Source organism: Staphylococcus rostri, from assembly GCF_002902145.1.
GTDB lineage: Bacteria > Bacillota > Bacilli > Staphylococcales > Staphylococcaceae > Staphylococcus > Staphylococcus rostri.
The window spans coordinates 37139-61486 of the sequence record NZ_PPRF01000017.1; the positions used below are offsets into that span (position 1 = coordinate 37139).

Annotated in this window: 21 protein-coding genes; 14 read left to right on the forward strand and 7 right to left on the reverse strand. The window is 39.0% G+C overall.

Going from position 1 to position 24348, the window contains the following annotated elements; genetic code table 11:
* Nucleotides 1-9 precede the first annotated feature (9 nt).
* Genes nreA through nreC form a run of 3 tightly spaced genes read left to right on the forward strand, consistent with a single transcriptional unit; the run spans nucleotide 10 to nucleotide 2184 of the window.
* Nucleotides 10-477: a nitrate respiration regulation accessory nitrate sensor NreA gene (gene nreA, locus CD122_RS02795; RefSeq protein WP_420852952.1), complete on the forward strand. Its 468-nt coding sequence runs from the start codon at nucleotides 10-12 to the stop codon at nucleotides 475-477.
* Entirely contained in the window at nucleotides 477-1520 is a 1044-nt protein-coding gene (locus tag CD122_RS02800) for a sensor histidine kinase (RefSeq protein WP_103357483.1), read from the forward strand. The genes nreA and CD122_RS02800 overlap by 1 nt, the downstream gene beginning before the upstream one ends.
* Before the next feature lie 13 nt (nucleotides 1521-1533).
* Nucleotides 1534-2184, forward strand: coding sequence for a nitrate respiration regulation response regulator NreC (gene nreC, locus CD122_RS02805; RefSeq protein WP_103357484.1), 651 nt, complete (start codon nucleotides 1534-1536; stop codon nucleotides 2182-2184).
* 161 nt (nucleotides 2185-2345) lie between these two features.
* Here nreC and CD122_RS02810 read toward each other — a convergent pair whose 3' ends face one another.
* Nucleotides 2346-2921: an LPXTG cell wall anchor domain-containing protein gene (locus CD122_RS02810; RefSeq protein ID WP_103357485.1), complete on the reverse strand. Its 576-nt coding sequence runs from the start codon at nucleotides 2919-2921 to the stop codon at nucleotides 2346-2348.
* 519 nt (nucleotides 2922-3440) lie between these two features.
* On the opposite strand from CD122_RS02810, the gene CD122_RS02815 reads away from it, so the two are divergent.
* The gene (locus CD122_RS02815) at nucleotides 3441-4613 is read left to right on the forward strand and encodes a nitrate/nitrite transporter (RefSeq protein WP_103357486.1); all 1173 of its coding nucleotides are present in this window, start codon (nucleotides 3441-3443) and stop codon (nucleotides 4611-4613) included.
* A gap of 60 nt (nucleotides 4614-4673) precedes the next feature.
* On the opposite strand, the gene CD122_RS02820 is transcribed toward CD122_RS02815, so the two are convergent.
* On the reverse strand, nucleotides 4674-6269 hold the full coding sequence (locus tag CD122_RS02820; RefSeq protein ID WP_103357487.1) for a M20/M25/M40 family metallo-hydrolase: 1596 nt from the start codon (nucleotides 6267-6269) through the stop codon (nucleotides 4674-4676).
* A gap of 184 nt (nucleotides 6270-6453) precedes the next feature.
* Between CD122_RS02820 and CD122_RS02825 the strand changes: the two genes are divergently transcribed.
* The 3 genes from CD122_RS02825 to CD122_RS02835 all read left to right on the forward strand — a co-directional run bounded on the left by CD122_RS02825 (nucleotide 6454) and on the right by CD122_RS02835 (nucleotide 9066).
* A complete protein-coding gene (locus CD122_RS02825) occupies nucleotides 6454-6810 on the forward strand; it encodes a DUF3139 domain-containing protein (protein WP_103357488.1) in 357 nt (118 codons plus the stop codon).
* A 145-nt stretch (nucleotides 6811-6955) separates the two neighbouring features.
* The gene (locus CD122_RS02830; RefSeq protein WP_103357606.1) at nucleotides 6956-8026 is read left to right on the forward strand and encodes a M42 family metallopeptidase; all 1071 of its coding nucleotides are present in this window, start codon (nucleotides 6956-6958) and stop codon (nucleotides 8024-8026) included.
* 137 nt (nucleotides 8027-8163) lie between these two features.
* On the forward strand, nucleotides 8164-9066 hold the full coding sequence (locus tag CD122_RS02835; protein ID WP_103357489.1) for an EamA family transporter: 903 nt from the start codon (nucleotides 8164-8166) through the stop codon (nucleotides 9064-9066).
* Between the two features lie 187 nt (nucleotides 9067-9253).
* Here the strand turns inward: CD122_RS02835 and CD122_RS02840 are convergent, their stop codons facing one another.
* Nucleotides 9254-9607: a DUF4889 domain-containing protein gene (locus CD122_RS02840; protein WP_103357490.1), complete on the reverse strand. Its 354-nt coding sequence runs from the start codon at nucleotides 9605-9607 to the stop codon at nucleotides 9254-9256.
* A 285-nt stretch (nucleotides 9608-9892) separates the two neighbouring features.
* Here CD122_RS02840 and CD122_RS02845 point away from each other — a divergent pair, with 285 nt between their 5' ends.
* Nucleotides 9893-11095: a CynX/NimT family MFS transporter gene (locus CD122_RS02845; RefSeq protein ID WP_103357491.1), complete on the forward strand. Its 1203-nt coding sequence runs from the start codon at nucleotides 9893-9895 to the stop codon at nucleotides 11093-11095.
* A gap of 34 nt (nucleotides 11096-11129) precedes the next feature.
* Here CD122_RS02845 and CD122_RS02850 read toward each other — a convergent pair whose 3' ends face one another.
* Nucleotides 11130-13253, reverse strand: a complete 2124-nt coding sequence (locus CD122_RS02850) for a helix-turn-helix transcriptional regulator (RefSeq protein ID WP_103357492.1) — start codon at nucleotides 13251-13253, stop codon at nucleotides 11130-11132.
* A 708-nt stretch (nucleotides 13254-13961) separates the two neighbouring features.
* On the opposite strand from CD122_RS02850, the gene CD122_RS02855 reads away from it, so the two are divergent.
* Nucleotides 13962-15410, forward strand: coding sequence for a sucrose-specific PTS transporter subunit IIBC (locus CD122_RS02855; protein WP_103357493.1), 1449 nt, complete (start codon nucleotides 13962-13964; stop codon nucleotides 15408-15410).
* A 62-nt stretch (nucleotides 15411-15472) separates the two neighbouring features.
* On the opposite strand, the gene CD122_RS02860 is transcribed toward CD122_RS02855, so the two are convergent.
* Complete coding sequence (locus tag CD122_RS02860; RefSeq protein WP_103357494.1) at nucleotides 15473-16411, reverse strand: magnesium transporter CorA family protein; 939 nt, start codon at nucleotides 16409-16411, stop codon at nucleotides 15473-15475.
* Between the two features lie 294 nt (nucleotides 16412-16705).
* On the opposite strand from CD122_RS02860, the gene CD122_RS02865 reads away from it, so the two are divergent.
* From CD122_RS02865 to CD122_RS02880, 4 genes are all read left to right on the forward strand, one after another.
* A complete protein-coding gene (locus CD122_RS02865) occupies nucleotides 16706-18361 on the forward strand; it encodes a Na/Pi cotransporter family protein (RefSeq protein ID WP_103357607.1) in 1656 nt (551 codons plus the stop codon).
* A gap of 407 nt (nucleotides 18362-18768) precedes the next feature.
* The gene (locus tag CD122_RS02870) at nucleotides 18769-20016 is read left to right on the forward strand and encodes a copper resistance CopC/CopD family protein (RefSeq protein WP_103357495.1); all 1248 of its coding nucleotides are present in this window, start codon (nucleotides 18769-18771) and stop codon (nucleotides 20014-20016) included.
* A 20-nt stretch (nucleotides 20017-20036) separates the two neighbouring features.
* On the forward strand, nucleotides 20037-20648 hold the full coding sequence (locus tag CD122_RS02875) for a YcnI family copper-binding membrane protein (protein ID WP_103357496.1): 612 nt from the start codon (nucleotides 20037-20039) through the stop codon (nucleotides 20646-20648).
* Nucleotides 20649-20760: 112 nt separating this feature from the next.
* Nucleotides 20761-21183 carry a DUF2871 domain-containing protein gene (locus CD122_RS02880; RefSeq protein ID WP_103357497.1) on the forward strand — a complete coding sequence of 141 codons (423 nt, stop codon included), beginning with the start codon at nucleotides 20761-20763 and terminating at the stop codon, nucleotides 21181-21183.
* Nucleotides 21184-21234: 51 nt separating this feature from the next.
* Here CD122_RS02880 and CD122_RS02885 read toward each other — a convergent pair whose 3' ends face one another.
* Together CD122_RS02885 and CD122_RS02890 are read right to left on the reverse strand one after the other, a co-directional pair.
* Nucleotides 21235-22260, reverse strand: coding sequence for an NAD(P)/FAD-dependent oxidoreductase (locus tag CD122_RS02885; protein ID WP_103357498.1), 1026 nt, complete (start codon nucleotides 22258-22260; stop codon nucleotides 21235-21237).
* 287 nt (nucleotides 22261-22547) lie between these two features.
* Nucleotides 22548-23543: an oxidoreductase gene (locus tag CD122_RS02890; protein WP_103357499.1), complete on the reverse strand. Its 996-nt coding sequence runs from the start codon at nucleotides 23541-23543 to the stop codon at nucleotides 22548-22550.
* Nucleotides 23544-23723: 180 nt separating this feature from the next.
* Between CD122_RS02890 and CD122_RS02895 the strand changes: the two genes are divergently transcribed.
* On the forward strand, nucleotides 23724-24266 hold the full coding sequence (locus tag CD122_RS02895; protein ID WP_103357500.1) for a GNAT family N-acetyltransferase: 543 nt from the start codon (nucleotides 23724-23726) through the stop codon (nucleotides 24264-24266).
* Nucleotides 24267-24348: the final 82 nt, after the last annotated feature.

Below are 24348 nucleotides of genomic sequence, written 5' to 3' on the forward strand. Positions count from 1 at the left end.
TATGGAGTGATGACCGTGAACCAGATTGATTTTTCTCAACATGATTATCAAAATGAGTTAGACAGATTACGTCGCAAATATCAATTTGACTTTGCTGGTATCGCATTACCTACCGAAGATCATGTTGGCACGAAGATCAAGTGGAGATACGTGTCAGGCAACTTGAATGAAAGATATCGACGCATCGAATTACGTTATGGACGTGGTGTAGCCGGCAATGTTATGAAAACAGGTAAGCCTATGATTATTCATGATGCGAACGAAGAGCAAATTCAAAGCGCGCTGTTCAACTATCCAATTCTGATTAGTGAACAGCTCACTTCGATGATCGCAATACCGCTTTGGCACAATCATCGTGTCAAAGGGGTGTTGTTATTTGGTCAACGTGATAATACACCGTTGCCTAAAATCGCCGGAGATGTATCAGAAATTCAAGGGATAGGCAGTTTGACGAGTGAGGATAAGGTGATGCAATAATGACACAACAACAACTTGGTGAACTTTCAACATTTTTAAATGCATATTACCATCAAACGACTGAAATGATTATTTTTATAGATGCCGATGGGAAGGTTATCTATATGAATGAAGCGGCAGAGCGTGTAATATCACCAGAGAATGATTTGAGTGGTATTTCGAATACGATCTGTGGGCGTTGCGAAGGCTATACGAATGATCATGCATTAAAGACATGCTATAACTGTTTCCTTCACTCTGAAGAAGTAGGCAATACGGCTTTCCAAGTCTTTATGAAAACAACAGAGAATAAGGTAGAACCATTCACTGCGACGTATCAAACCATTGATGAAGAGAACCAAATTAAAGCTTTCACACTACAAAATGTCACACCACAGATTCAACGTCAAGAAAAGCTGTATCAACGAAATATGATACAAAAGACAATTGCAGCACAAGAGAATGAACGCAAACGCATTTCACGCGAATTACACGATGGCGTCGTGCAAGAGTTAATCAACGTGAATGTCGAGTTGCGTCTTTTAAAATATCAACAAGAGATGGGCACATTGCTAGACGGTGCGAAAAACATTGAAGGCTTGATGACCAAGCTCATTGATGATATTCGTAACCTGTCATTAGAACTCAGACCGTCTTCACTAGATGATCTCGGTTTAGATGCGGCATTCAAGTCTTACTTTAAGCAACTTGAGTTGAACTACGGGTTAGTGGTGAATTATCATTTTGATATGTTACCGCAACGTTTTGACAGTGAGATTGAAACAGTCGTCTACCGTGTCGTGCAAGAAGCGGTATTCAACGCTATGAAATATGCAGGTGTAGATTCTGTAGATGTGTCAATCAGACGAACAGAAGACACGTTGTATGCCGAAGTATCTGATCAGGGACGAGGCTTTGAGCCAAGTGATTCGCCAAAAGGTTCTGGACTGGGCCTTTATGGCATGAATGAACGTGCTGAACTGGTTAATGGACACCTAGATATCGAAACACAAAAAGGCAAAGGTACGATTGTGTCACTTGATGTACCGATTAACCAAAAGTGAGGGGAATAAGAGCATGAAAATCGTAATTGCAGATGATCACGCGGTTGTGCGCACTGGGTTTTCGATGATTTTGAACTTCCAAGAGGATATGGAAGTCGTTGGAACTGCAGCAGATGGGGTGGAGGCGTATCAGAAAGTGATGGAGCATGAACCAGACGTGCTTATCATGGACTTAAGTATGCCGCCGGGTGAATCGGGATTGATTGCAACGAGTAAAATACGAGATAGTTTTCCAAATACCAAGATTTTGATTCTCACGATGTTTGACGATGAAGAATATCTGTTTCATGTATTGAGAAGCGGTGCGAGCGGCTATATTTTAAAAAATGCACCGGATGAACAGTTATTATTAGCAATTAGAACTGTCTATAAAGGTCAAACGTATATTGATCCAAAAATGACGACATCATTGGTGAAAGAATTTGTACAGTCTTCTAATGATGATGCTTACTCAAATGACCCCTTTAAGATACTATCCAAAAGAGAGTTGGAGATTCTGCCACTGATTGCGAAAGGCTATGGCAATAAGGATATTGCCGAAAAACTCTTTGTATCCGTTAAGACTGTCGAAGCGCATAAAACACGTATTATGGATAAGCTTGATTTGAAGTCTAAACCAGAGCTTGTTGAATATGCGTTGAAAAAGAAATTACTGGATTTTTAACTTAATTCAGGCAGATACTGCCACCTATACAAAATCCTAAAGCTAAATTGAATATTTCTATAATATCTCATCCTCGAGATTGGTTTTTATTTACGTAAAACACCCCAACACAACAAGTGGAATGTATCGACTTGAGTGTTGGGGTGTTTAATTATGGCTGTTTATTGATTTGATTTTGATAAAGATGTAATTGGACGATAAGCTAAAAGTGCACCGCCCAATAGAATGACACCAAAGATAGCAAGTGGTAATGTCTGTGCATCCACCCCTGTATTTGGTAATTCTTTTAACTTTGTATGTGATGACGAAGGTGTTTGAGCAGGTTCTTGTTGAGATATATTATTATCTGTTGCAGGTGTCTCTTGTTGTGCAGGTGTCTGAACGGGTGTCTTTGGTGCAACATGATTGGTTGTTGAATTTTGTGGGCTATTAGAATCGATAAAATCTGTTGGTGGATTCATAGACCATTTTCTAGGAGTTATTTTAAAAACAAATCCATTACAATGATCGAATGGAACACCTTGAACAGTTGTAGTGTCATTTGGTGTAGAAGAAGGTAATTGCGTGTTTGCTATATTATCTGTTTGTAATTCATCCTCGCCTTCAATAATACAAGCGCCATTAGCGTCTGTAGGTAGATTTGATAAAGGATCAAAAGTATCAGCAAAAGTATTACTTGCTATTCCAGCAAAAGTAGCTGTTGCCAATAAAGAGACAGCAATTGATTTTTTTAACATAGGTTCTTCCTCCTTTCTTTAATATTACTCATCTCTCTACATCATTGAGTTGTTAACAATAAAATAGCACCATTTATCTAAAAGGTACATTTTTTTTAAAGAACAATTTTTTAATGTTAAATCAGTCTTTGGGAAATTGTGATAAAAATTGATGTGACAATGAAAAATGTATCGTCCGCTATCCCTTGTGATTCTTGACTTTAGAGTATAACGCTTTAAATTTTCAAGTTTGTTCAATGCGTCATATTGCGTTGTGTTTGTAATCGTTTTCATGCACTTGCACAAGCGAAATATATCACTGTCTATTTAATAAACTTCTCCGTTTTTGAAACAGCCTAAAACCGTTCTATTTGTGTCTGTTTTGTGTTAGGGGATACCCCTTTGTCGGTATAGGGTAAGTCCTTATGTTATGTATTTCACAATAACGTTACACTGAGAATGAACAAGCGTATCAAAAGTAAAAAACAGAACAACCCTTTTTGATACAAGAGATCTATTAAAGAAAAAGGTGAATCAATTATGGATAAGTCAAAAGCTGGTTTACAGTTGGGACTTCAAACGCTCAGCTTAGTTGCTGGATTCATGGCATGGACAATTATTGCGCCATTAATGCCGTTTATTTCCCAGGACATTGACATAACAAGTGGTCAATTATCAATTATTTTAGCAATTCCTGTTATTTTAGGTTCAGTATTACGTGTGCCGTTTGGTTATTTAACAAATATCGTTGGTGCAAAATGGGTATTTTTCACAAGTTTTATCGTATTACTTGTGCCAATTTTCTTATTAAGCCAAGCATCAACACCAGGTAACTTGATGTTTGCCGGGTTCTTCCTAGGAGTCGGCGGTGCGATTTTCTCAGTAGGTGTTACATCTATTCCTAAATATTTTGCGAAAGACAAAGTAGGTCTTGCAAATGGTATTTACGGTATGGGTAACTTAGGGACTGCTGTATCAGCATTCTTAGCACCACCAATCGCAGGTATTATTGGTTGGCAAAATACTGTTATGAGCTATTTAGCGGTAATGGTAGTCTTTGCAATCATTATGTTCTTACTTGGTGACGGTAACGAACCAAAAGTCAAAGTACCTTTAGTAGAACAATCACGTAAATTATTAGGTAACTACAAGTTGTACTACACAAGTTTCTGGTACTTCATCACATTCGGTGCATTCGTAGCATTCGGTCTGTTCTTACCAAACTTCTTAGTAGAACACTTCGGCGTAGACAAAGTAGATGCAGGTATTCGTACAGGTGTCTTCATCGCATTAGCAACATTCTTACGTCCAGTAGGCGGTATGCTTGGGGACAAATTCGATGCTGTGACAATGTTAAAAGTATTCTTCTCATTAATGATTGTGGGTGCTTTAATCATCGGTTTATCTGACGGTATGGTATTATTCACAGTCGGCTGTTTAACAGTAAGTATCTGTGCAGGTATCGGAAATGGTTTAATCTTCAAACTTGTGCCACACTACTTTGCTAAAGAAGCAGGTGTTGCGAACGGTATCGTTTCAATGATGGGTGGTCTTGGCGGATTCTTCCCACCACTTGTTATCTCAGCAGTAACATCAATGACAGGTAGCAGTAACTTAGCATTTATCTTACTTGCTGTGTTCGGTGTCGTTGCATTATTCACAATGTTTAACTTATCAAAACGCGAAAAAGCAGCAGTTGCACGTGTAAAATAATAGAACGTAAAAAAGACATCGTATTGAAACATGTAGTCAATACGGTGTCTTTTGTTATACCTATAAAAAGTGTTGTTTTACAATGGTTGTCAAAATGACAGGGAGCTCTTCAAAAGCACTTTTCGTATGGATACGTTCTGTCACTTTGTGTGCGTCTTTACCAATCGGACCGCAGTTTATCATTGGTGCTTGGATTGCTTCAATTGCTTTGAAAGGAATCGCATAAGTTTTATTGAAAACGGGTGTGTTGTCTTCATATGCTTCAAAGCCCGATCCATTAGGTGAAGGTGCTACATAGCTCAAATCACTAATACCATTAAAATAGTGAATGCGTTTCGATGTACGGTGAAACTGGGTCTGTGATGTAGCGTCAATCGTCTTACTAATCGCTTCCGTTAATGGATGATAAGATGCATTCGTTGCTGGATAATACGGCGGTGCGAAGAAAGTAACCACGGTAGGTCCTAGTTCGCGACACAAGTTCATCAACGCATCTACAATCGCAATAGACTGTAGATGTGGTTCTGTTTCGGTCTGGATATGTGTATCAATTACCGCATCCACTTTATCATGACCATAATGTTCAACCGCATATTGTAACAGGTCATCGTAAGGCATCAACTGCATATCGAGTGGTGTCACACTTGTCGGTGCGATGCGCTGTTGATAGTGAGACAGCCCTTTACGCATACCTTCAGCTACAGCCTCATTAAATTTAGTAAATAGTTCATTCGCATTACGCTTGAATAAGAATATATTGAACAGTGCTACCGAACGGAAAGGTGTTTGCACATCATAGTGTTGCTTAATATCCATAACTCGCAAACTAACTGGTAAAGGTGTTTCTTCTATTTCAAATTGCTCTTGAAATCGCGCCTGATACTCTATCTCTTGTAGAATATAACTTAAAATAAAGTTAGAACTTAGCCCATTGGCAGGTGTACCAACATGTGTTTCACGTCCATAGACAAGGACACTCGGCATAATCTTACCAATCGAGCCCGTGTAGTGATAATGGTTTGTATCGTGATGTGCTTGTTGAAATGTCGGTTCACTATTGAGATGCAAGAAGATGGATAGATCATACTGCTCGCAAAGTTGTGCGACATGCGCAACGGCGGCGTGCATCCCTTTTGAAGTGACTTCTTCGTCAGGAACGGTCATTAATACAAGATTGACATGCCATTCTTCTAATATTGCTTGTTCAATTAATGACATATGGAGCATTAAGCCGGGTTTCATATCCATGGATCCGCGTCCGAACAAGTAGTCTCCAGAGCGTAAATCATCATGACTCATCGTATCTAAATAACGTGCATCTTGTTGGAACTGAGCAGTCAGCTTGTCCATGTCAAATGCGTATGGTTGAAACGGACCATAATCTTCAATACCAACTGTATCAAAATGACTAATCAATGTAATAGTTTCTGTTGCTTGAGGTGCGTGATATAACGCGACAACAGCGTGACGTTGGTCATCTGTTGGCACAAGTGATATGTATTCTGGATGTTGTTGAAAATATGGGAGTTGCATCAATAAGTCACGAATCATCGTTGGAAAAGTCTTTTCACCTTGAGAGTGTGTCACACTTGAATGTGCCACGAGCTGTTTGAGTAATGCAGCGCGGCTTTCAGGTGTTTGCCATAGTGTGTGCATTGCAATGCTCCTTCCATAAATAAATTTGTCACTGATTTTATTGTAATGGTTTTCATATCGCGTGTTCAAATCTTTTGATAAGGCGCTGAGTTCTGACGATTATGTGACGTGGAGAAGAGTTGATACTGAAAACGCTTGAATTGTGGTAAGATGTATCATATATATCAAGTTGGAGGCGCGCATCATGTTCAAAAAAATTATGGGCTTTATATTAGCAGCTGTTGTATTGTTTGTGCTCGTTGGAGCGGGATTTTTTGGTTATAAAGGCTATCAAAAGAGTCAAAACTTGAAGTTAATCGACCAATATTTAACAGAACAACATTTAGATAAGAAGATTATTAAGGAAAAAGAAGAGTATGATCCGCGTAAAGGTATTTTCTTTAAAGAGCTTACACTAGAAGGCGATGAGAAAAATACATACATTGCGCAACCGATACATTTGAAACGTGGACTTTTCTTACAAGGCTTTGATACAAAAACGAAAAAGCATGATAAGAAAGCGAAGTACAACTTCTTTGATGAGAACTATAAAATGAAATAAGCCACTTAACAAATCTTGGCAGAGACTGTGTGCATCACAACTTTGTCAGGATTTTTATTTTATTAGCGCTTGAGCATAGAAAACACAAAATATTATGTCTTTTTGGTATGATTGAAGATAGAGAGAATAAAGGGGTGTATGAATGATGACAGAAACAAAAAAATTATTAAAACACTTAACAGATTTGGATGGCATTGCTGGGCATGAGTATGATGTCAAAAAGGCAATGGTTGCGCTACTCGAGCCAAATAGTGATGAAATGATTTATGACAATCTAGGCGGTGTCTTTGGCAAGAAGGCTTCTCAAAAAGGACAACGCACGATTATGATTGCTGGTCATTTAGATGAAATCGGCTTTATGGTAACGAAGATTGATGATAATGGTTTTATTCAGTTTACGCCAATTGGTGGCTGGTGGAACCAAGTGATGCTTTCACAAAAAGTAACGATTACAACAGATGAAGGCAAAAAAATTCGTGGTATCATCGGTTCAAAACCACCACACGTGCTAGAAGCGGATGAGCGTAATAAGCCAGTCGATATTAAGAAAATGTTTATCGATGTAGGTGCACGTGACAAAGCAGAAGTAGAAGCAGCCGGCATTGAAATTGGTAATATGATTACGCCATACTCTGAATTTGAAACACTTTTAAATGATGACTATATGACAGCGAAAGCATTCGATAATCGTTTTGGCTGTGCACTTGCAGTAGATGTTATGGCTGCATTAAAAGACGAAGCATTAGATGTCAACTTAGTGGCAGGTGCCAATGTTCAAGAAGAAGTTGGTTTGCGTGGTGCACAAGTTGCTACACATAAAATTAAACCAGACTTAGCGATTGCGGTGGATGTGGGTGTTGCATATGACACACCAGGTATGACTGACGGTGACGTGAAGTTAGGCGAAGGACCATTAGTATTGAACATGGACGCAAGTAACATCGGTCACGTTGGCTTAATTCGTCATATTAAAAAAGTTGCCAAAGCACATGGCATTCAACTGCAATGGGATTCATTACCAGGCGGAGGCACAGATGCCGGAAATATCCATAAATCACTAGACGGCGTCCCATCTGTCGCATTATCCGTGCCACTTCGTTATATGCACTCAAACGTTTCAGTCATGAGTCAATCAGACTATCAACAAGCAGTCAAACTTGTAGCTGAAGTCGTTAAAGCCTTAACGGATGATGTCGTAGAAGAGATTATTTGGTAAAGCATGAAAATCAACCTTGTTGTGTTACGCGAAGTGCATAGCGAGGTTTTTTTATTTATATAGAAGAAAATAGGGATTGTGTCGTATAGAAGAAACGTGTTAGATTGGTAAAAATAGCGTTGAATAGGGGGAGACATATGACACAACAACATCAAAAACGCTGGTTAGGTTATGTGCTCGTGATTATCGGAGCTACTTTTTGGGGAATTGGTGGCACGGTCTCGCAATGGCTATTTCAACATGAGAATCTTGATGTATCGTGGTTCGTAGCTGTCAGACTCGTCATTTCAGGTTTGTTGTTAATCGTGATTGCCTTTATGACACAAGGCGTAAAGGTGTTTGTTGTTTGGTGGGATAAACGTGCAGCAACACAAATGATTATTTATGGTATTTTCGGTATGCTGGCCGTCCAATATACGTTTATGTCAGCCATTAATTATGGGAATGCGGCAGTTGCAACATTACTCCAATATTTAGGACCTATTTTTATTATCTTTTACTTAGTGCTGACAAAAGTAACGAAGTTCGGTGTGAAAGAGGCACTGGCTATCGTGCTCGCATTATCTGGTACTTATTTATTATTAACGAACGGACACTTTGAAAATCTTCAAGTGCCAAAACGTGCGATAATTTGGGGATTGTTATCGGCAGTTGCATTGGCCTTTTATACCGTTTATCCAGTACGTTTACTCGCGCGTTGGGGTTCATTGAATGTTGTAGGTTGGGGGATGTTGATTGGTGGTATCGCGTTGAGTTTTGTGCATCCACCTTGGCAAGTCGCATTGTCAGATTGGTCGATGCAGACACATCTACTCTTTTGGTTTGCGATTATCTTCGGAACGATGCTAGCTTTCTGGTTTTATATTGATAGTTTGCATTATTTGTTTCCACATGAAGCGGGCTTATTAGGAACGATTGAGCCACTCACAGCCTTATTAACATCAGTCGTATGGTTGAACGTGTCGTTTGGTGTGTGGCAGCTGCTAGGAATTGTACTAATTATCTTAATGGTTATCGTACTTTCTGTTGTGAAGAAATAGAAAAAGGGGCATTAATAAAACGTTCAATTTGAGTTTGAGGATTTATGTAGATAGCAATATCTGAGCAGGCATGGAAATCCACTTTTGTAATGTGTTTTCATGCCTACTCAGCCTTGCTGGGGTAGGACAATGGCATCTGTTTAAATGAGATTGCTGTCCCACTCCTTACAGTGTTAATTCATTATGTTTAGTGATGTGAATGATCCATGTGCATGTCATGAATTTTCATCATAAGACCATGCGGAATATCATCGTGACTCACAACTTCTTGTTTCACGAATTCGTGCTCACCATCTTTTTTCGCAGTTAGTTTCACGAAATCGCCTTTATGTGGTTTGAACTGATCGTCTGGCGTCAATGTGACATGTTCTTCCACTTCATTTGTTGAAGCGTTGACGATCTTTTCTGCAGTTGTATCATCCATCATGTAGCCATAGTATGTTTCTTTTTGGCTAGACATCATAATGGCGATAATAATGCCGGCTGTTACAACAAGCATTGCAACAATCATAACAATACCAAGTGTTTGTTTTTGTTTCATCTGGTATAGACTCCTTTATGTAAAGATAGCTTTATTGTATACGAAGAAAACGGATACAGAAAGTAATAACCGAACATATTACGTGACAAAATTGTGACGGCTCATTTTGGCAGATAGTACTTAAAGGGCAAAGTGTATGTGGCAGGAATGTTTCGGAAGTGCATGGAACCGGAACAATCAAAGAAGAGAATCATCTACTTCCAGATACATTGTGTACAATTCATGCACAAAAGTCATCATGAGTTATGATAAGATAAAGACAAATAATGACTGGAGGATTTGCGAATGACCAACCAATTGTACGGAAGACGTGTGCAAGACCAATGGCTGTTAGTAATCGGTATCGTCTTAATTGCTGGAACACTACGGGCACCTTTGACAGCTGTCGGCCCCGTTATCAATGATATTAAAGCGGACTTACATATTAATAATGGTGTCGCTGGTTTAATCACCACGATTCCATTGATTATCTTTGGGATTTTTTCCCCACTCGCTTCTAAAGTATTAGAACGTTATGCGATGCCACACGTCTTGTTCTATGCAGTGCTGTTGACGATTGTTGGCCTCGTGTTACGTGTGAGTGGAGGTGTAACAACATTCTTTATTGGAACGGTTGTCTTAGGTATTGCAATCGCATTTGGCAACGTCACATTACCTGCCTATGCGAAGTGGCGCTTTCCGTTACAAATTGGCTTAATCACGGGTATTTACAGTGCCACGATGAACTTTACCGCAGGACTCGGTGGTGGTTTAAGCTATCCACTTTCTACATTATCACCGTTATCATATCGCTTATCGCTTGTATTTTGGGTATTGATTGCCGTGTGTGCGATTGTTATCTGGCTGCCACAACTCAAAAAAACAGATGACAGTATGGAGTCACTCGATACAGAGGCGAACGCAAATCAGAAACCAGTGAAAATATATCGTTCAAAAATGGCATGGGCGGTTGCGCTGATGATGGCGTTCCAGTCGATGATGTTTTACAGTATTGTTGCATGGTATCCATCCATATTAATCAGTAAAGGGATTGCCCCTGAATCGGCAGGGTACTTCTTAATGCTGAATCAATTCGCACAGTTGCCGATGACATTTACATTTCCAATTATTGCAGCGAGAATGCAAAGTCAACGTGTACTCGTATATATTATTGTCACATTGATGGGTGTAGGATTTGGTTTACTCTTCACAGACAATTATTGGCTATTAATCTTGGCGATGATTTTTACCGGCATGGGTATCGGTGCGTGTTTTAGTGTCTGCATGACGTTATTTTCTATCCGTGCAAAAACAACACGTGTCAGCATGGCACTCTCTGGATTTGGTCAATCTGTCGGTTATTGGGTAGCAGCTATCGGGCCGTTTCTAATCGGCATTGTTTATGATATGTCTCATACGTGGTCTATCGTTATCGTCATTATGTTAATGATGAATGCGATGGTCTTACTATTCGGTTGGTATGCGACGAAAAATGAATATATCGAATAAAAAAGTGTGGATTGCGAGCGGGCAATCCACACTTTTATAACATATGCACTTTCTTTGTTGCTTTATGCTTGTATATTTTAATCAACTTGATCTGATGAGGCGGCAACGTGATGTGTAAAATTTTGTTGAAAAAGTTGTGAACGGTAATATGCGGTTGTAATTGGAAAGTTTGATGAATCAGTTCAACATCTTTGTACGGTAAGTAATACAATTCCATATCACGTGCAATGCCGTTCGTGACATTTGAGCGCATATCATCATACGTGTAAGTGACAACAAGTTGAGTTGAGAGCGTATAGGCACTCAAAATTTGATAGTTATACGTTTGTGGTACATAGGTCTCCATATTGTTAGCAGTATAACAAGGCTCCGACAACAATAATAGGTAGGCGTCATCTGTGTCATGTAGCAGATAGTTTTCTGTTTGGCTATTCAGCTGACCTGCAAAATGATGGTACAACTGGTTGATGTAGCCATAGGGCAACTGATGTCCGTATTGATTATAATAAGCAATCGACTGTTTGGGTGTAGATGCCAGTGCAAGACCGATACCCGAAACATCACTCGGCAGTTGTAATAATAACGTCAAGAACATACTTGGATATGCCGGTGTTGATGTATAACCTAACTGCGCCATTGTCGATTCACCTAACTGCGTCAAAACAATCGGTGTGTCACTCGCATTTATCGATGCTTTGAAGTGACTAAGGACATGTGCAATATCAGCCATTGTTGTATACGTTTCAGACGACTTTATAAGTGACTCAAAAGCCATACAGTAAAAGTCGAAATGAACCCCTTGGTTGTGCATACTGAGAATAGCCTTTTGATGCTTTTTCGTGAATGGGTCTTCCACACAGAGTGCCACTTGGCTATGTGGCAGATATTTAACCATACGCTGTTGAATATATTTCATTTCATGTACAGATAGATGCTGCGACATTAGGACAACAGAGAACTGTAAATCTTCAGGTGTCAGTATATAAGGGTTGATAGTCATGGCGCGCAAAATAGGCTGCAAGAACAACTTATCAAACGCTTCAAATTGTTTAATATGATGAAAACAAAAAGCATATGATAGCTGTGCCTTTTTGATAAGTTTGCAGAAACGATCGAGTTCAGCTGTTTGCGCAAATCGCATATCTTTAGTACCTAAATCTTGAAAGTATAGTGTTAAGTTAGGCGTGTCTGAGAGGTCGCTAATGCGTGTCGTCATTTGTTGTACAGCATCATAAACGTGCATATTTGAAACTTCAAGAAAAAGCTGCCGTTCATGCGTATAGCTCGGTTGTTTCAAATCATTCAAATCAATCGTAATGTTCATCGATGACATCGACATACTGTCTGGCACGAGATAATCGGTGAAATGGTCTGAGTCAAAAGGCAATACGTATAACATATCATCTGTATTCTCTGCTTGTGTGCGATAATCTGCTGGACTGACACCGATATAGGATTTAAATATTTTGGAGTAATTACTGTAGTTTGAAAAACCATGTTGTATTGCAACGCTCTGGATTGTATCATTCGTTGTTAAGAGTGATTGCAATGAATAACCGAGCTTTAATGTGATGAAGAATATTTTAAAGCTAAAGTCTAAGTATTTACTAAACAATATGGAAATATACGATTGTGAAACATAGAAATAATCGCTTAAAACTTTGAGTGAAATCTTTGTATCAAGATGATCATAAATATATTGCAGAATGTTATTGAGTAACTTGTTATTCACACATACTTCAGGTAAGTAAAACCCTTCTATCGGAACATATGCCTCTTCAAATAGTATCTTCAATATATCGAACATAAGTGTCTGGCATTGCTTATCTTTGTTGTCTTTAATGATACGTTTTAATAATGATGTGACCTTTGTATGCGAAATGAAGCGGTCTTGGTTAAAATAACCAGTATTATAAGTCGTGTGATATTTTGAGAAAAAATGCATTGGAATACATACTTTAATCAATGATTGTGCATGCGTAATTTTGATGATATCTAGGTTGTTAATAATAGCGATATGGTTGTAGCAATGACGACTTCTGCCGTTGTGTTGTATATCAAGAATGCCATCTAATGACACTAGTAATTGTATCTCGTCAAGAACGCGATACGTTTCGGACTGACACTGTGTCGACAATTCAATTGTAATTCCTCGCATAACTAACCTCTTCCATTCTCAAAATACGTAATAAATATGATTAATTATATAGTTGACGAAATAGTCGTAACAATGCGTTAAAGACAATTGTGTATTTCTGTCTTAAATTGAAAAATTTTGACATGCTTGTGAGATTAAAAGAACTAAAAAAATTGCAAGTAGGTTAAGAAATGATGTAAAAGAGTAAAAAATAGTGCGAGAGAAATAACGACAAGGTAAAAATATGACATATAAAACTAAAATATAGAGATATGTTGAATGAAGTGAGGTGTGTGACATTAAAAAGTTTGTGAATGCCAATCGAGAGCTAGTGGGATAGGTATCTCAGTGCTCTAAAAAGATTACTTTGTCCAGCCTCGGGAAGATTGAGTAAGCGTGAAAAACTTGTAGAAGTGTCGCAATGGTCGGCTAATGCCATTTTACCTTGTATTAATGTTTCGGTCCTAGAAAATTGGAGGGCATATAGAATAAGTGTGTTAATAATATAGCACATATGTTCGTATAGTCAAACAAGAATATGTTTTTTTAGTGACGTTCAAATGAAGTTATATAAAAAATTTTTAGAAATTTAAAAAATAAGGATTGATTATGCGATGTAAAGTGAGTAAAATATAAGCAAGAAGTTTTTGGTACCGGTTCCATTTGCGTAACAAAGGCGTTAATTAACTGTTGGTATATAGAGCAGCATGATATTTGAGGAGGGATTGTATGGCGTTTGAAAAAGAATCAAAAGTAATCTTGGATGCTATTGGTGGTAAAGAAAATATTGATGAGATGGGGCATTGTGCCACGCGTTTAAGATTATCTTTAAAAGATGAAAGTATTGTAGATGAGAAAGCTTTAAACGACTTGGATGTTGTAAAGGGAACTTTCTCAACAGCAGATCAGTATCAAATTATTATCGGTTCAGGTACGGTCAACCAAGTGTACGCACAAATCGACCAGCTAATTGGCGGTGTGTCACAATCAGAATCACAAGAAGAGAAGACTGAAAAGAAAGTGAAGAAAAAAGGTAATCCATTACAACGCTTTGTGAAGATGTTATCGGATATCTTTGTACCTATTATTCCAGCAATCGTAGCTGGCGGTTTATTAATGGGACTTAACAACATTTTCACGGCAAAAGACATTTTTGCTAAGGGACAATCTTTAGTAGATATGTACCCACACTTCGCACAGTTTGCCAATATGATTAACATTTTTGCCAGTGCGCCATTTGCGTTATTACCAATTTTAATCGGTTTTAGTGCAGCGAAACGCTTTGGCGGTAATGCATTCTTAGGTGCAGCATTGGGTGCGATCATGGTGCATCCAGACCTTATGAACGGCTATGCATATCCTGAAGCACTTGCAAATGGCGATCCGATTCCTAAATGGGAGTTTTTAGGTCTGTCAATTGCCCAAGTAGGTTACCAAGGACAAGTATTACCAATTTTAGTGTCATCATATATTTTGGCAATGTTAGAACGTGGCTTACGTCGCATTATTCCAACAGTATTGGATAACTTATTAACACCATTATTTGCAATCTTTATTACATCATTCTTAACATTCTTATTCGTAGGACCATTAACACGTACAATGGGTTACTGGTTAACAGATGGTTTAACATTCTTATACGAAGCGGGTGGCGCAATCGGTGGTCTCATCTTTGGACTCTTCTATGCACCAATCGTTATTACAGGTATGCACCACAGCTTTATCGCTATTGAAACATCTTTAATTGCGGAACAAGCATCAACAGGTGGTTCATTCATCTTCCCTATCGCAGCAATGTCTAACATGGCTCAAGGTGGGGCAGCACTTGCAGCATTTATGTTAATTAAACAAAACAAAAAACTTAAAGGTGTCGCGTCTGCAGCGGGTGTATCTGCCGTATTAGGTATTACTGAGCCAGCAATGTTCGGGGTTAACTTGAAGTTACGTTACCCATTTATCGGTGCAATGATCGGTTCAGGTCTTGGTGCAGCGTATGTATCATTCTTCAAAGTAAAAGCTACAGCATTAGGTGCAGCAGGTATTCCTGGTGTTATCTCTATCGCAGCTGGTTCTTTGACACATTACATTATCGGTATGTGTATCGCATTCGTAACAAGTATCGTTGTGACATTCGTATTATCAAAACGTAAAAAATATCGCAACGCTGAAGAATTATAAATATAAAAAGTGAGTCGTCTTCCATGTTGAGAAGCACGGCTCACTTTTTTAAGTTTATGCGGTCATAACTTGTTACTACGCCATAAGACGGTAAACATCACAACAACAAGCGCAAAGGAAATTACAATAATAATGACCCATGACAAAGCACTGTTCGTATCAATTGGCAGTGGTACGTTCATACCGAAAAAGCTGAAGACAAGTGTTGGTAAAGTCAGCAATACAGTGAAGATCGTCAATGTTTTCATTGTCGTGTTCAGCTGGTTTGATAGTAAAGAAGCGTATGAATTAGACATACTTTCAATGATACGCAAATATAATTCTGTCGTCTCTACAGCTTGTTGATGTTCGTTCTGTAAATCTTCCAGCAACTCTTCATCTTCATCAAAACGCTTAATAGCAGGCAAGCGGAATAAATGACGAATGGTAGATGAATTCGTTTTAAGTGATGCTAAGAAATAGACTAAACTTTTTTCAATTTCACTTAATAAATAAAGGTGTGTATTTGTCACGCGTTGTTGCAAGTTATGTTCAACTTGGCGACGTTCTTTATTTAATAAACGCAAACTTCTATTGTATTGTGCAGCCATATCGTACATAAGCTTTAGCGCAAATTGACTTTTATAATTGAGATTCACAGGCTTAGTCGTTAAGTGTTCTAAGTAAGGGAAAGGCTTGGCACATACCGTTACGATTATGTTTTTGCCGAGTATAATCCCAAGTGGTAAGGTTGTGAAGCTTTTGAGTTTGTATTTACCAGATTTTGTAATGGGTAAGTCACTAATAATCAACGAATAACCACTATCGTCATCATATTCAATACGTGAACTTTCTTCGCTATCAAGTGCATCTTCTAAAAAGTCTTTTGGAAAACCATATGTCTGTATCAAAGTTTGTATCTCTTCTTGTGTCGGCTTCACAACGTTTAACCATTGTGCATCTTCCCAGTTATCAGTTGTTTCGACATGAAGTGCGTCATTATTTTTATATGCAGTAATCATGTGACGGCTCCTTTAGTTCATAGAGTTCATATTTTATAGTTATATCATACCCGTTTTTCTGAAACAACGTCATTTTTTAGGGGCTGGGATAACGGAATCTTTTTAGATAAGTGAGATTCCTGTACTATTTTCATCCGAGGGGGATAATAGATTCGTATAAAAAATGAATAAAAACGAAATTAAGGTAAACTTCACATCATCTTAACATTAAATTTACAATTATCCGTCATACTTTGGAGTGAGTGAAATACAGAATAAATCATACAAATAATTGTTAGAGGTGAAGTCATGGAAATGTCGATTACACAAGTCATCTTCTCGTTCTTAGGTGGACTTGGTATTTTCCTATACGGATTGAAAGTCATGGGGGACGGATTACAAGCATCAGCTGGTGAACGTCTGCGTGACATTTTAAACAAGTTTACATCAAACCCATTTCTCGGTGTATTAGCCGGGATGATTGTAACGATTCTCATTCAAAGTAGTTCGGGAACAACGGTTATTACAATTGGCCTTGTTACAGCAGGATTCATGACATTGAAACAAGCAATCGGTGTTATTATGGGCGCAAACATCGGGACAACAGTGACAGCGTTCATCATCGGTATTGATTTAGGTGAATATGCGATGCCGATTTTAGCCATTGGTGCATTTTTAATCTTCTTCTTCAAAAAGTCTAAAATTAATAATATCGGTCGTATTTTATTTGGATTTGGTTCGCTGTTCTTCGGTTTAGAATTTATGGGTGGTGCCGTGAAACCACTCGCTGAATTGGACAGTTTTAGACAATTAATGTTAGATATGTCGTCTAATCCAATTTATGGTATCTTAGCCGGTGTTGGCTTAACAGCAGTAGTACAAAGTTCAAGTGCGACAATCGGGATTTTACAAGAATTCTACGGCCAAGGTTTAATCGAATTACACGGTGCAATTCCTGTATTATTAGGTGACAACATTGGGACGACAATTACAGCTGTATTAGCAAGTTTAGCCGGTTCACTGGCTGCAAAACGTGCCGCATTTGTACACGTTATTTTCAATGTTATTGGTGTGATTATTTTTGCTATCTTCTTACCAGTAGTTGTGCATTTAGTAGGTATGTTACAAGAAACATGGCACTTAAAACCAGAGATGGCAATTGCCTTTGCACACGGTGCGTTTAACGTAACGAATACAATCATTCAATTACCATTTGTTGGTGCACTTGCATGGCTTGTAACGAAAATTGTACCAGGTAAAGACGTTACAGAAGACTATAAACCACAACATTTAAACCAAGATCTTGTATATCATGCACCGAGTGTTGCATTACAAGAAACGCAAAAAGAATTACAAAACGTTGGGCAAATCGTCCAATCTATGTTGGAAGATGTGCGTGACGCTGAACAGTTCGACAAAAAGTTTTTAAAGAAAATTGATCAGAAACATCAAGCGGTTGAAACGATTAATGACAGCATTAGAAGCTATTTAGTACGTATTTCAACTAAAGATGTGAACAAGAAAGATGCCGAACGCTTGGCGGTAATGCTAGATGTCAATCGTAATATTTTGAAAGTATCGAATCGTGTTAAGGAGTACATTGATTTGATTGAACGTCAAACGCGTAAAGAAATTGTGATTACAGACGATGCACAACATGGTATTGAGAAGTTGTTCAACTTTGTAACAGAATCATTCGATAAATCGTTGGAAACGTTAGATGTGTACGATACTACGAAAAAAGATGAAGTGGCGCAACGTAGTCAAGAGGCGTTCACGATTGAACATAAATTACGTAAAGGGCATATTAAACGCTTAAATCGTGGCGAATGTTCAACAGATGGCGGTCTGTTATATGTAGATATGATTGCTGTGTTAGAACGTATTGGCTATAATTCACGTAATATTTCGGAGTCGATGGTTGGTTTGAATGACGACGTGACACATGACGAAGAACCAGTAACAACTTAATGTATTGAGCAACTAACACCTTTTATGGCGGACTTGTGTCCGTTATAGAAGGTGTTTTTGGGTTGGGAGTGCGACAGGATCTCATTTTTCTAAAAAGATTCCGTTGTCCCACCCAGTCAGCTACTGCGATATACATAAAATCTCAGGCTTAATTTGAATGTTTGTATTAATGTCCCAACCTACTATTTTAGTCGATTTCGAACCGCTTTCATTGTAATTATGGCGGACTTTGGTAGAATCGTATAGGAAGTGAGATGGGGATCTTATATTTTAAAAATGATTTTGTAGTCTCACTTCGGCAAGGTTGAACAGGTGCGAAAAGACGTATTTTCACGCCAGTCAGCTATTGATTTCTAGTTAATTCTCTCACTTGAGTGGAATGATTTTTACATATGCGGAGGTTAGTTATGGGTATCGCAAAACGCATTGTCCCGATATGGGCGTTTTTGCTTATATGTTTAATTGTTGTAGGTGGACATATCAATGAAGCATCTGCACATGTTTCATTGGAGGGTCAACAGCCTGCAAAAGATGAAGTGTTAGAGACAGCACCTAATGAAATTACGCTGAAGTTTAGTGAACCGGTTAATGTACGTTACGCTGATGTAGCGCTGTATAATGACCGTGGACAAAAGGTGGAACAGCTACAAGCACAGGAAGAGGGGTATGCTGATACGGTGACCTTTCAGACGAAACAGCATCATGAGGGAACATATGCCGTTGTGTGGCAAGCCGTGTCGCCTGACGGACATGAAGTATCAGGGCAGTATCAATTTTCAATAGGGGAACCGACTGCTACGAAGATTGATACAAGTAAGCCGTTTTATGCGGATACATTTTGGTGGCTCGGTGTTATGCGTTTTCTCATGCAAGGAAGCGTATTGGTACTAATAGGGCTTTATATGGTGAACCAGTTAATGGCACGACAGGATGCACCGACCTATGACGTCATTCCAAAACATCGCAGTGCTATCTGGATGTTAGTGATGTTAGCAGGGTTAACAGGTATGCTCTATTTAATGACGTTGCCTCAAAATGTCATTGAACGTATCCTCCAATTAGACTTATCGACTTGGACGTCATTTCCATTTGTGTTATCAACTTTAGCATTAATAACGACGCTCATTTTATTTTCACTAAAAAATATGGAGCGCATCTGGTATCACATCATGCCACTTTTTATGTTTATCAGTTTAGCGATGTCAGGGCACGTTTGGGCGCAAGATATGCCGTTGTATGCGTTAACGATTCGCACACTACATCTAGCTGCTATTGCTTTGTGGATAGGTAGTTTTGTATACCTCATATGTTACTTACGTGCACGTGAACGTCATTCATATGTTTTAATACTGCGGGACGTCTTATTCAAGTCTAACTTAGGCGCAGTCATCGTGATTGTTTTGACAGGCATTTTGATGACGATTGACGCGACGTCGATTCAAGCCATTTTAACGCAACAGACGACATATAGCGGTTTATGGTTTGGAAAGTTACTCTTTACATTGGTTTTATTAATTTTAGGTGGTATTCAATCATTTTGGGCGATGCATCGCCAACGCAAAATCAGCAAACCATTATTATTGATTGAACTGATGATTGGACTGTTTCTTATATTAGCTGGCGTCATTATGAGTCAAATAGAAATTCCTTTATAAACAGAAAAGGCGGTAGAATGATGAAATTAAATAAAATATTAGCAAGTTTAGCATTTGTTGTTGCGACATCTGTTGGCGCGACGAGTGTTGCAGAGGCGCATGTGACATTGAATCCACAAGTGAGCGAGCCAGGTTCGTATGAAGAATACAGTGTACGCGTACCGGTAGAGCGCAATGACCAAACGGTGAAACTAGAGTTAGAGGTGCCAGAAGGTGTGGCGTTATCAACGGTTCAGCCCGTGCCAGGATTCAAGCATACCTTTGACAAGGATAGTAAAGGCAACATTAAGAAAATTACATGGACAGCAACGGATAGGGGGATAGGTCCGAATGAACATATGGACTTTCCGATAGTTGCTGCAAATCCAGAGGAAACTGGCAAGTTCAAATGGAAAGCGACACAGACATATAAAGACGGTACAGTAGTGCGTTGGACGAATGAAGATGAGAATAGTGAGACGCCTGCACCAGTAACAGAAGTGAAGGCAGGTCATGCACATGATCATGAGTCTGAGGGAGCATCGCAATCGTCAGTAGGACAAACAGCATTATGGATTGTGTCGATTTTGGCATTAATTGTCTCTGCTGTTGCATTATTTAAGCGCAACAATTTTACGAAATCTGACAAGTAATTGACATTGACAGTACTTTAGTAAATAAGGATAATGAAGGATGAAATAACGTGAAAATGGGGCGTATGATTATGCAAGTACCCCCAATTCAAATATGGAGTGTGCGTAACACATGAAAAGAATTTTGTATGCGTTTATGTTTTATACAGCGCTAGGCTTGTTCAGTGGTTTTACTTATCGTGAATTGACATTGCATTATAACTTTACAGGCGAGACGCAAATGAGCGTCATGCATACACATTTATTGACACTAGGGATGTTTGTCTTTTTAATATTAATCTCTATTGAAAAGCTCTTTAAGATTAGTAGCTATTATTTATTCAATTGGTTTTTTATTATTTATAACATCGGTGTCCTTATCACTGTCAGTATGCAGTTTGCAAAAGGATTTATGCAAATTTCCGGTCAAGAAGTACCCGCATCATTTTCAGGTTTTGCTGGGATTGGTCACGTGACTGTCACAGCAGGATTCATCCTGTTATTCTTCTTATTACGACAAGCTATTATCAAAGAACCAAGAGATGCAGAAAAATAAAAAATAGGCGTGAAGCCGTGCAAGCGTGCACAGGACTTCATGCCTATTTTTCTATGGTAAATATTTTTTATTCGCTTCTCTGAAAATATCGTTATGACTGGAAACAAAGCCGTTTTTAGGTGCTTCTGGCTCAATATATTGTTTCGCACTATTTGCCGCGTGTGCACCATCACTAATCGCACTGGCAATGAGATGAACTTTGGCTGGATGTTGGACAATGTCGCCACATGCAAAGACGCCAGGTACTGTTGTATGAGAATTGCCTTGGCCAGCGATAAAGTATTCGTTTACCATGTCAATATCTAGGTCAACCGCATTCAGCAAGCTTAAATCACGTTCAAAGCCGTGACCAATAATGACTTCATCTACTGGAAGGCTGTTTTGTTCGCCTGTTTCAGTGTGTTCAAGGATGACTTCATCAATTGTGTTTGGATCATTATCCGTATTTTTAAGTTGAACAATTTTTGTGTTCGGCATTTTGTGTACTTCTAATTCATGAAGGACTTTTTCCATCGCTTCATGCCCAGAAATATCTTTTTTACGATACACGAGTGTCACACTTTTTGCGTACTCTGATAAGTCGCGTGCCCAATCTAGTGCCGCATTGCCGGCTCCTGAAATGAGGACGTTTTTATCTTTGAAACGCTCATATTTTTGTACAACATAGTGAAGGTTCGTAAGTTCAAAGCGTTCGGCACCTTCAATATTTAATGTTTGTGGCTTAATAATACCGCCACCAATAGCAATGATGACTGATCGTGAAGTGTATGATGTACCGTCTTCAGCAAGAACTTCAAAGTGCTGTTCGTCATGCTTTTTAATATCGACAACTTTTGTGTTGAGACAAACTTCAGGTTCAAAGTGCATACCTTGTTGAATCATATCTTGGATAATTTCGTAGCTTGTTTTGGGCGCCACGCCACCGATGTCCCAGACAATTTTTTCGGGATAAAGTTGCATTTTACCGCCTAAAATAGGTTGGACGTCGATTAAACGAACAGACATGCCTCTTAGACCAGCGTAAAAACTTGCGAAGAGCCCGGCTGGACCGCCTCCAATGATTGTTACATCTTTCATTCACAGACACCTCTCATATGATTGATAACTCTATTATCTTATAAATGATAATGAATATCAATGTCATTGTGATATTATTCAATAAAAATAATTTTAAGTGAACAAAAAAGGCGGATGGGACATTAATAGAAGTATTTTATTTAAGTTTGAGTATTTATGTAGATAGCAGCGGCTGAGCGGGTGTGAAAACACGCTCTTTTTACACCTACTCAGCCTTGCCGGGGTAGGACAACAGAATCTTTTTTGATAAATGAGATTCCTGTCCCACTCCCCTTAAGGTTTTAACATTAGTTTTCAACTTGCATATCAATCACAAATCGCCCGTTATGTGCGGATTGACGCATCGTATCAAGCGCATCTGTCAAAGTATCAAACGGAATGACTTGCTTAATTGTGTGTAAATGCTGCGGCTTCAAATCTGTTGCCAAACGCTGCCAAATGTATTGGCGGTATGGCATTGGTGTATAAACGGAATCAATACCAATTAAATGAACACCGCGTAGAATAAAGGGGAACACGCTGCTTTGGAACGTAGCACCGCTGGCATTCCCACTTAAGGCAAGTGCACCAGATGGATGTATGCGTTTCAATACTTCTTCTATGGATGCACCACCGACTGGGTCGACAACACCTTGCCATTCTGTTTTATGGAGCGCTTTTGGTGTTATGTCATCTATGCGTGGTATGACATCTGTTGCGCCGATTTGTTTTAGTGTATCTACATAATCGGTATTACCAGAACTAGCGATGACATTGTAGCCAAGTGCATGTAACATCATTGCCGCCATTGTGCCTACTCCACCAGATGCGCCACGAACAAGGACAGGACCATTGTCGTGGGAAAGTCCATTTTGCTCTAAAGCATCAACTGATAGTGCCGCAGTGTAACCAGCTGTTCCGATAATCATGGCTTCTTCAAGTGTTAGATTTTCTGGTAGTGGTACGAGCCAGTTTCCTGGTAAACGCGTGATTTCGCTAAAGCCGCCATCATGGGCAACACCTAAATCATAACCAGTGGCGATGACTTTATCACCACTTTGAAAGTTAGGGTGCTGTGAGTCGATGACTGTACCAGCTAAGTCTATACCAGGAATGCGTGGATATTGACGGATAATTTTATTGTTTGGCTGTGTTGCGAGCATATCCTTGTAGTTGATACTCGAGTAATGGATACGCACAGTGACGTCTCCGTCAGGCAAGTCAGTGGATGTCAATGTTTGAAATCCGGGTGTAAACGTTCCTTCATTTTCTGTTACAACGAATGCTTTGTATGACTGCATAATGTGACCTCCTCATCCAAGGTTGGTACACCATTTATCGGTGATGTGCCAGGACTGGATGTGTATTTGATGAAGCATTGTTCAATTACGATACACTTTAAATATAACAAGGTTCGAAAGTATGTTGCAAACAATGGGGATAATAGGTTATAACTAAAGTGACAGGGTCAAGGAGGGATTGAGATGGACTATCGTTTTGAGCGTGTAACGCCAGATCAAGTACATCTTTTACGTCGTGTAAGTATCGAAACATTTGAAGATGCGTATCGTGAAAGTGATGAGGAAGATCAACACTTCCAACACTATTTTGAAACGGCTTTTAGCGAAGCAACGTTGACGGAAGAAGTTGAGCATCCAGAGTCACAGTTTTATTTGCTCGTAGTTGAAGGACGTGTTGCGGGTTATTTTAAGTTGAATGTTGGTGCAGCACAAACCTTTGATAAGGGCGATGATTACGCTGAAATTCAACGTCTTTATTTATATGAGACATATCACGGTCAGCATTTAGGACAAATAATGTTTGATGAGGCACTCACCATTGCTCGGACTTTGGAGAAAACGAATATTTGGTTAGGTGTATGGTCAGAAAATCGCCAAGCGCTGCATTTTTATCGGAAACAAGGTATGACGAAAACAGGAACGTTGGACTTTGTGATGGGCGGTGTTGTCGACGTGGATGATCTGATGGAGATGCCTATCGCAGCACATCGCTCTCAACAGTCATAAAATGTCAGCCGAAAGATAATTGGTTATGTTTGTAAAAAAGTGTAATATAAAGACAAGTAGTGCATTTAAAAATTTGGAGGTA

What these genes read in the sequence shown, in the direction of transcription:
- nreA (WP_420852952.1), top strand. Translation starts at nt 10, where the DNA reads ATGACCGTGAACCAGATTGATTTTTCTCAACATGATTATCAAAATGAG.
- CD122_RS02800 (WP_103357483.1), top strand. Translation starts at nt 477, where the DNA reads ATGACACAACAACAACTTGGTGAACTTTCAACATTTTTAAATGCATAT.
- nreC (WP_103357484.1), top strand. Translation starts at nt 1,534, where the DNA reads ATGAAAATCGTAATTGCAGATGATCACGCGGTTGTGCGCACTGGGTTT.
- CD122_RS02810 (WP_103357485.1), bottom strand. Translation starts at nt 2,921, where the DNA reads ATGTTAAAAAAATCAATTGCTGTCTCTTTATTGGCAACAGCTACTTTT.
- CD122_RS02815 (WP_103357486.1), top strand. Translation starts at nt 3,441, where the DNA reads ATGGATAAGTCAAAAGCTGGTTTACAGTTGGGACTTCAAACGCTCAGC.
- CD122_RS02820 (WP_103357487.1), bottom strand. Translation starts at nt 6,269, where the DNA reads ATGCACACACTATGGCAAACACCTGAAAGCCGCGCTGCATTACTCAAA.
- CD122_RS02825 (WP_103357488.1), top strand. Translation starts at nt 6,454, where the DNA reads ATGTTCAAAAAAATTATGGGCTTTATATTAGCAGCTGTTGTATTGTTT.
- CD122_RS02830 (WP_103357606.1), top strand. Translation starts at nt 6,956, where the DNA reads ATGACAGAAACAAAAAAATTATTAAAACACTTAACAGATTTGGATGGC.
- CD122_RS02835 (WP_103357489.1), top strand. Translation starts at nt 8,164, where the DNA reads ATGACACAACAACATCAAAAACGCTGGTTAGGTTATGTGCTCGTGATT.
- CD122_RS02840 (WP_103357490.1), bottom strand. Translation starts at nt 9,607, where the DNA reads ATGAAACAAAAACAAACACTTGGTATTGTTATGATTGTTGCAATGCTT.
- CD122_RS02845 (WP_103357491.1), top strand. Translation starts at nt 9,893, where the DNA reads ATGACCAACCAATTGTACGGAAGACGTGTGCAAGACCAATGGCTGTTA.
- CD122_RS02850 (WP_103357492.1), bottom strand. Translation starts at nt 13,253, where the DNA reads ATGCGAGGAATTACAATTGAATTGTCGACACAGTGTCAGTCCGAAACG.
- CD122_RS02855 (WP_103357493.1), top strand. Translation starts at nt 13,962, where the DNA reads ATGGCGTTTGAAAAAGAATCAAAAGTAATCTTGGATGCTATTGGTGGT.
- CD122_RS02860 (WP_103357494.1), bottom strand. Translation starts at nt 16,411, where the DNA reads ATGATTACTGCATATAAAAATAATGACGCACTTCATGTCGAAACAACT.
- CD122_RS02865 (WP_103357607.1), top strand. Translation starts at nt 16,706, where the DNA reads ATGTCGATTACACAAGTCATCTTCTCGTTCTTAGGTGGACTTGGTATT.
- CD122_RS02870 (WP_103357495.1), top strand. Translation starts at nt 18,769, where the DNA reads ATGGGTATCGCAAAACGCATTGTCCCGATATGGGCGTTTTTGCTTATA.
- CD122_RS02875 (WP_103357496.1), top strand. Translation starts at nt 20,037, where the DNA reads ATGAAATTAAATAAAATATTAGCAAGTTTAGCATTTGTTGTTGCGACA.
- CD122_RS02880 (WP_103357497.1), top strand. Translation starts at nt 20,761, where the DNA reads ATGAAAAGAATTTTGTATGCGTTTATGTTTTATACAGCGCTAGGCTTG.
- CD122_RS02885 (WP_103357498.1), bottom strand. Translation starts at nt 22,260, where the DNA reads ATGAAAGATGTAACAATCATTGGAGGCGGTCCAGCCGGGCTCTTCGCA.
- CD122_RS02895 (WP_103357500.1), top strand. Translation starts at nt 23,724, where the DNA reads ATGGACTATCGTTTTGAGCGTGTAACGCCAGATCAAGTACATCTTTTA.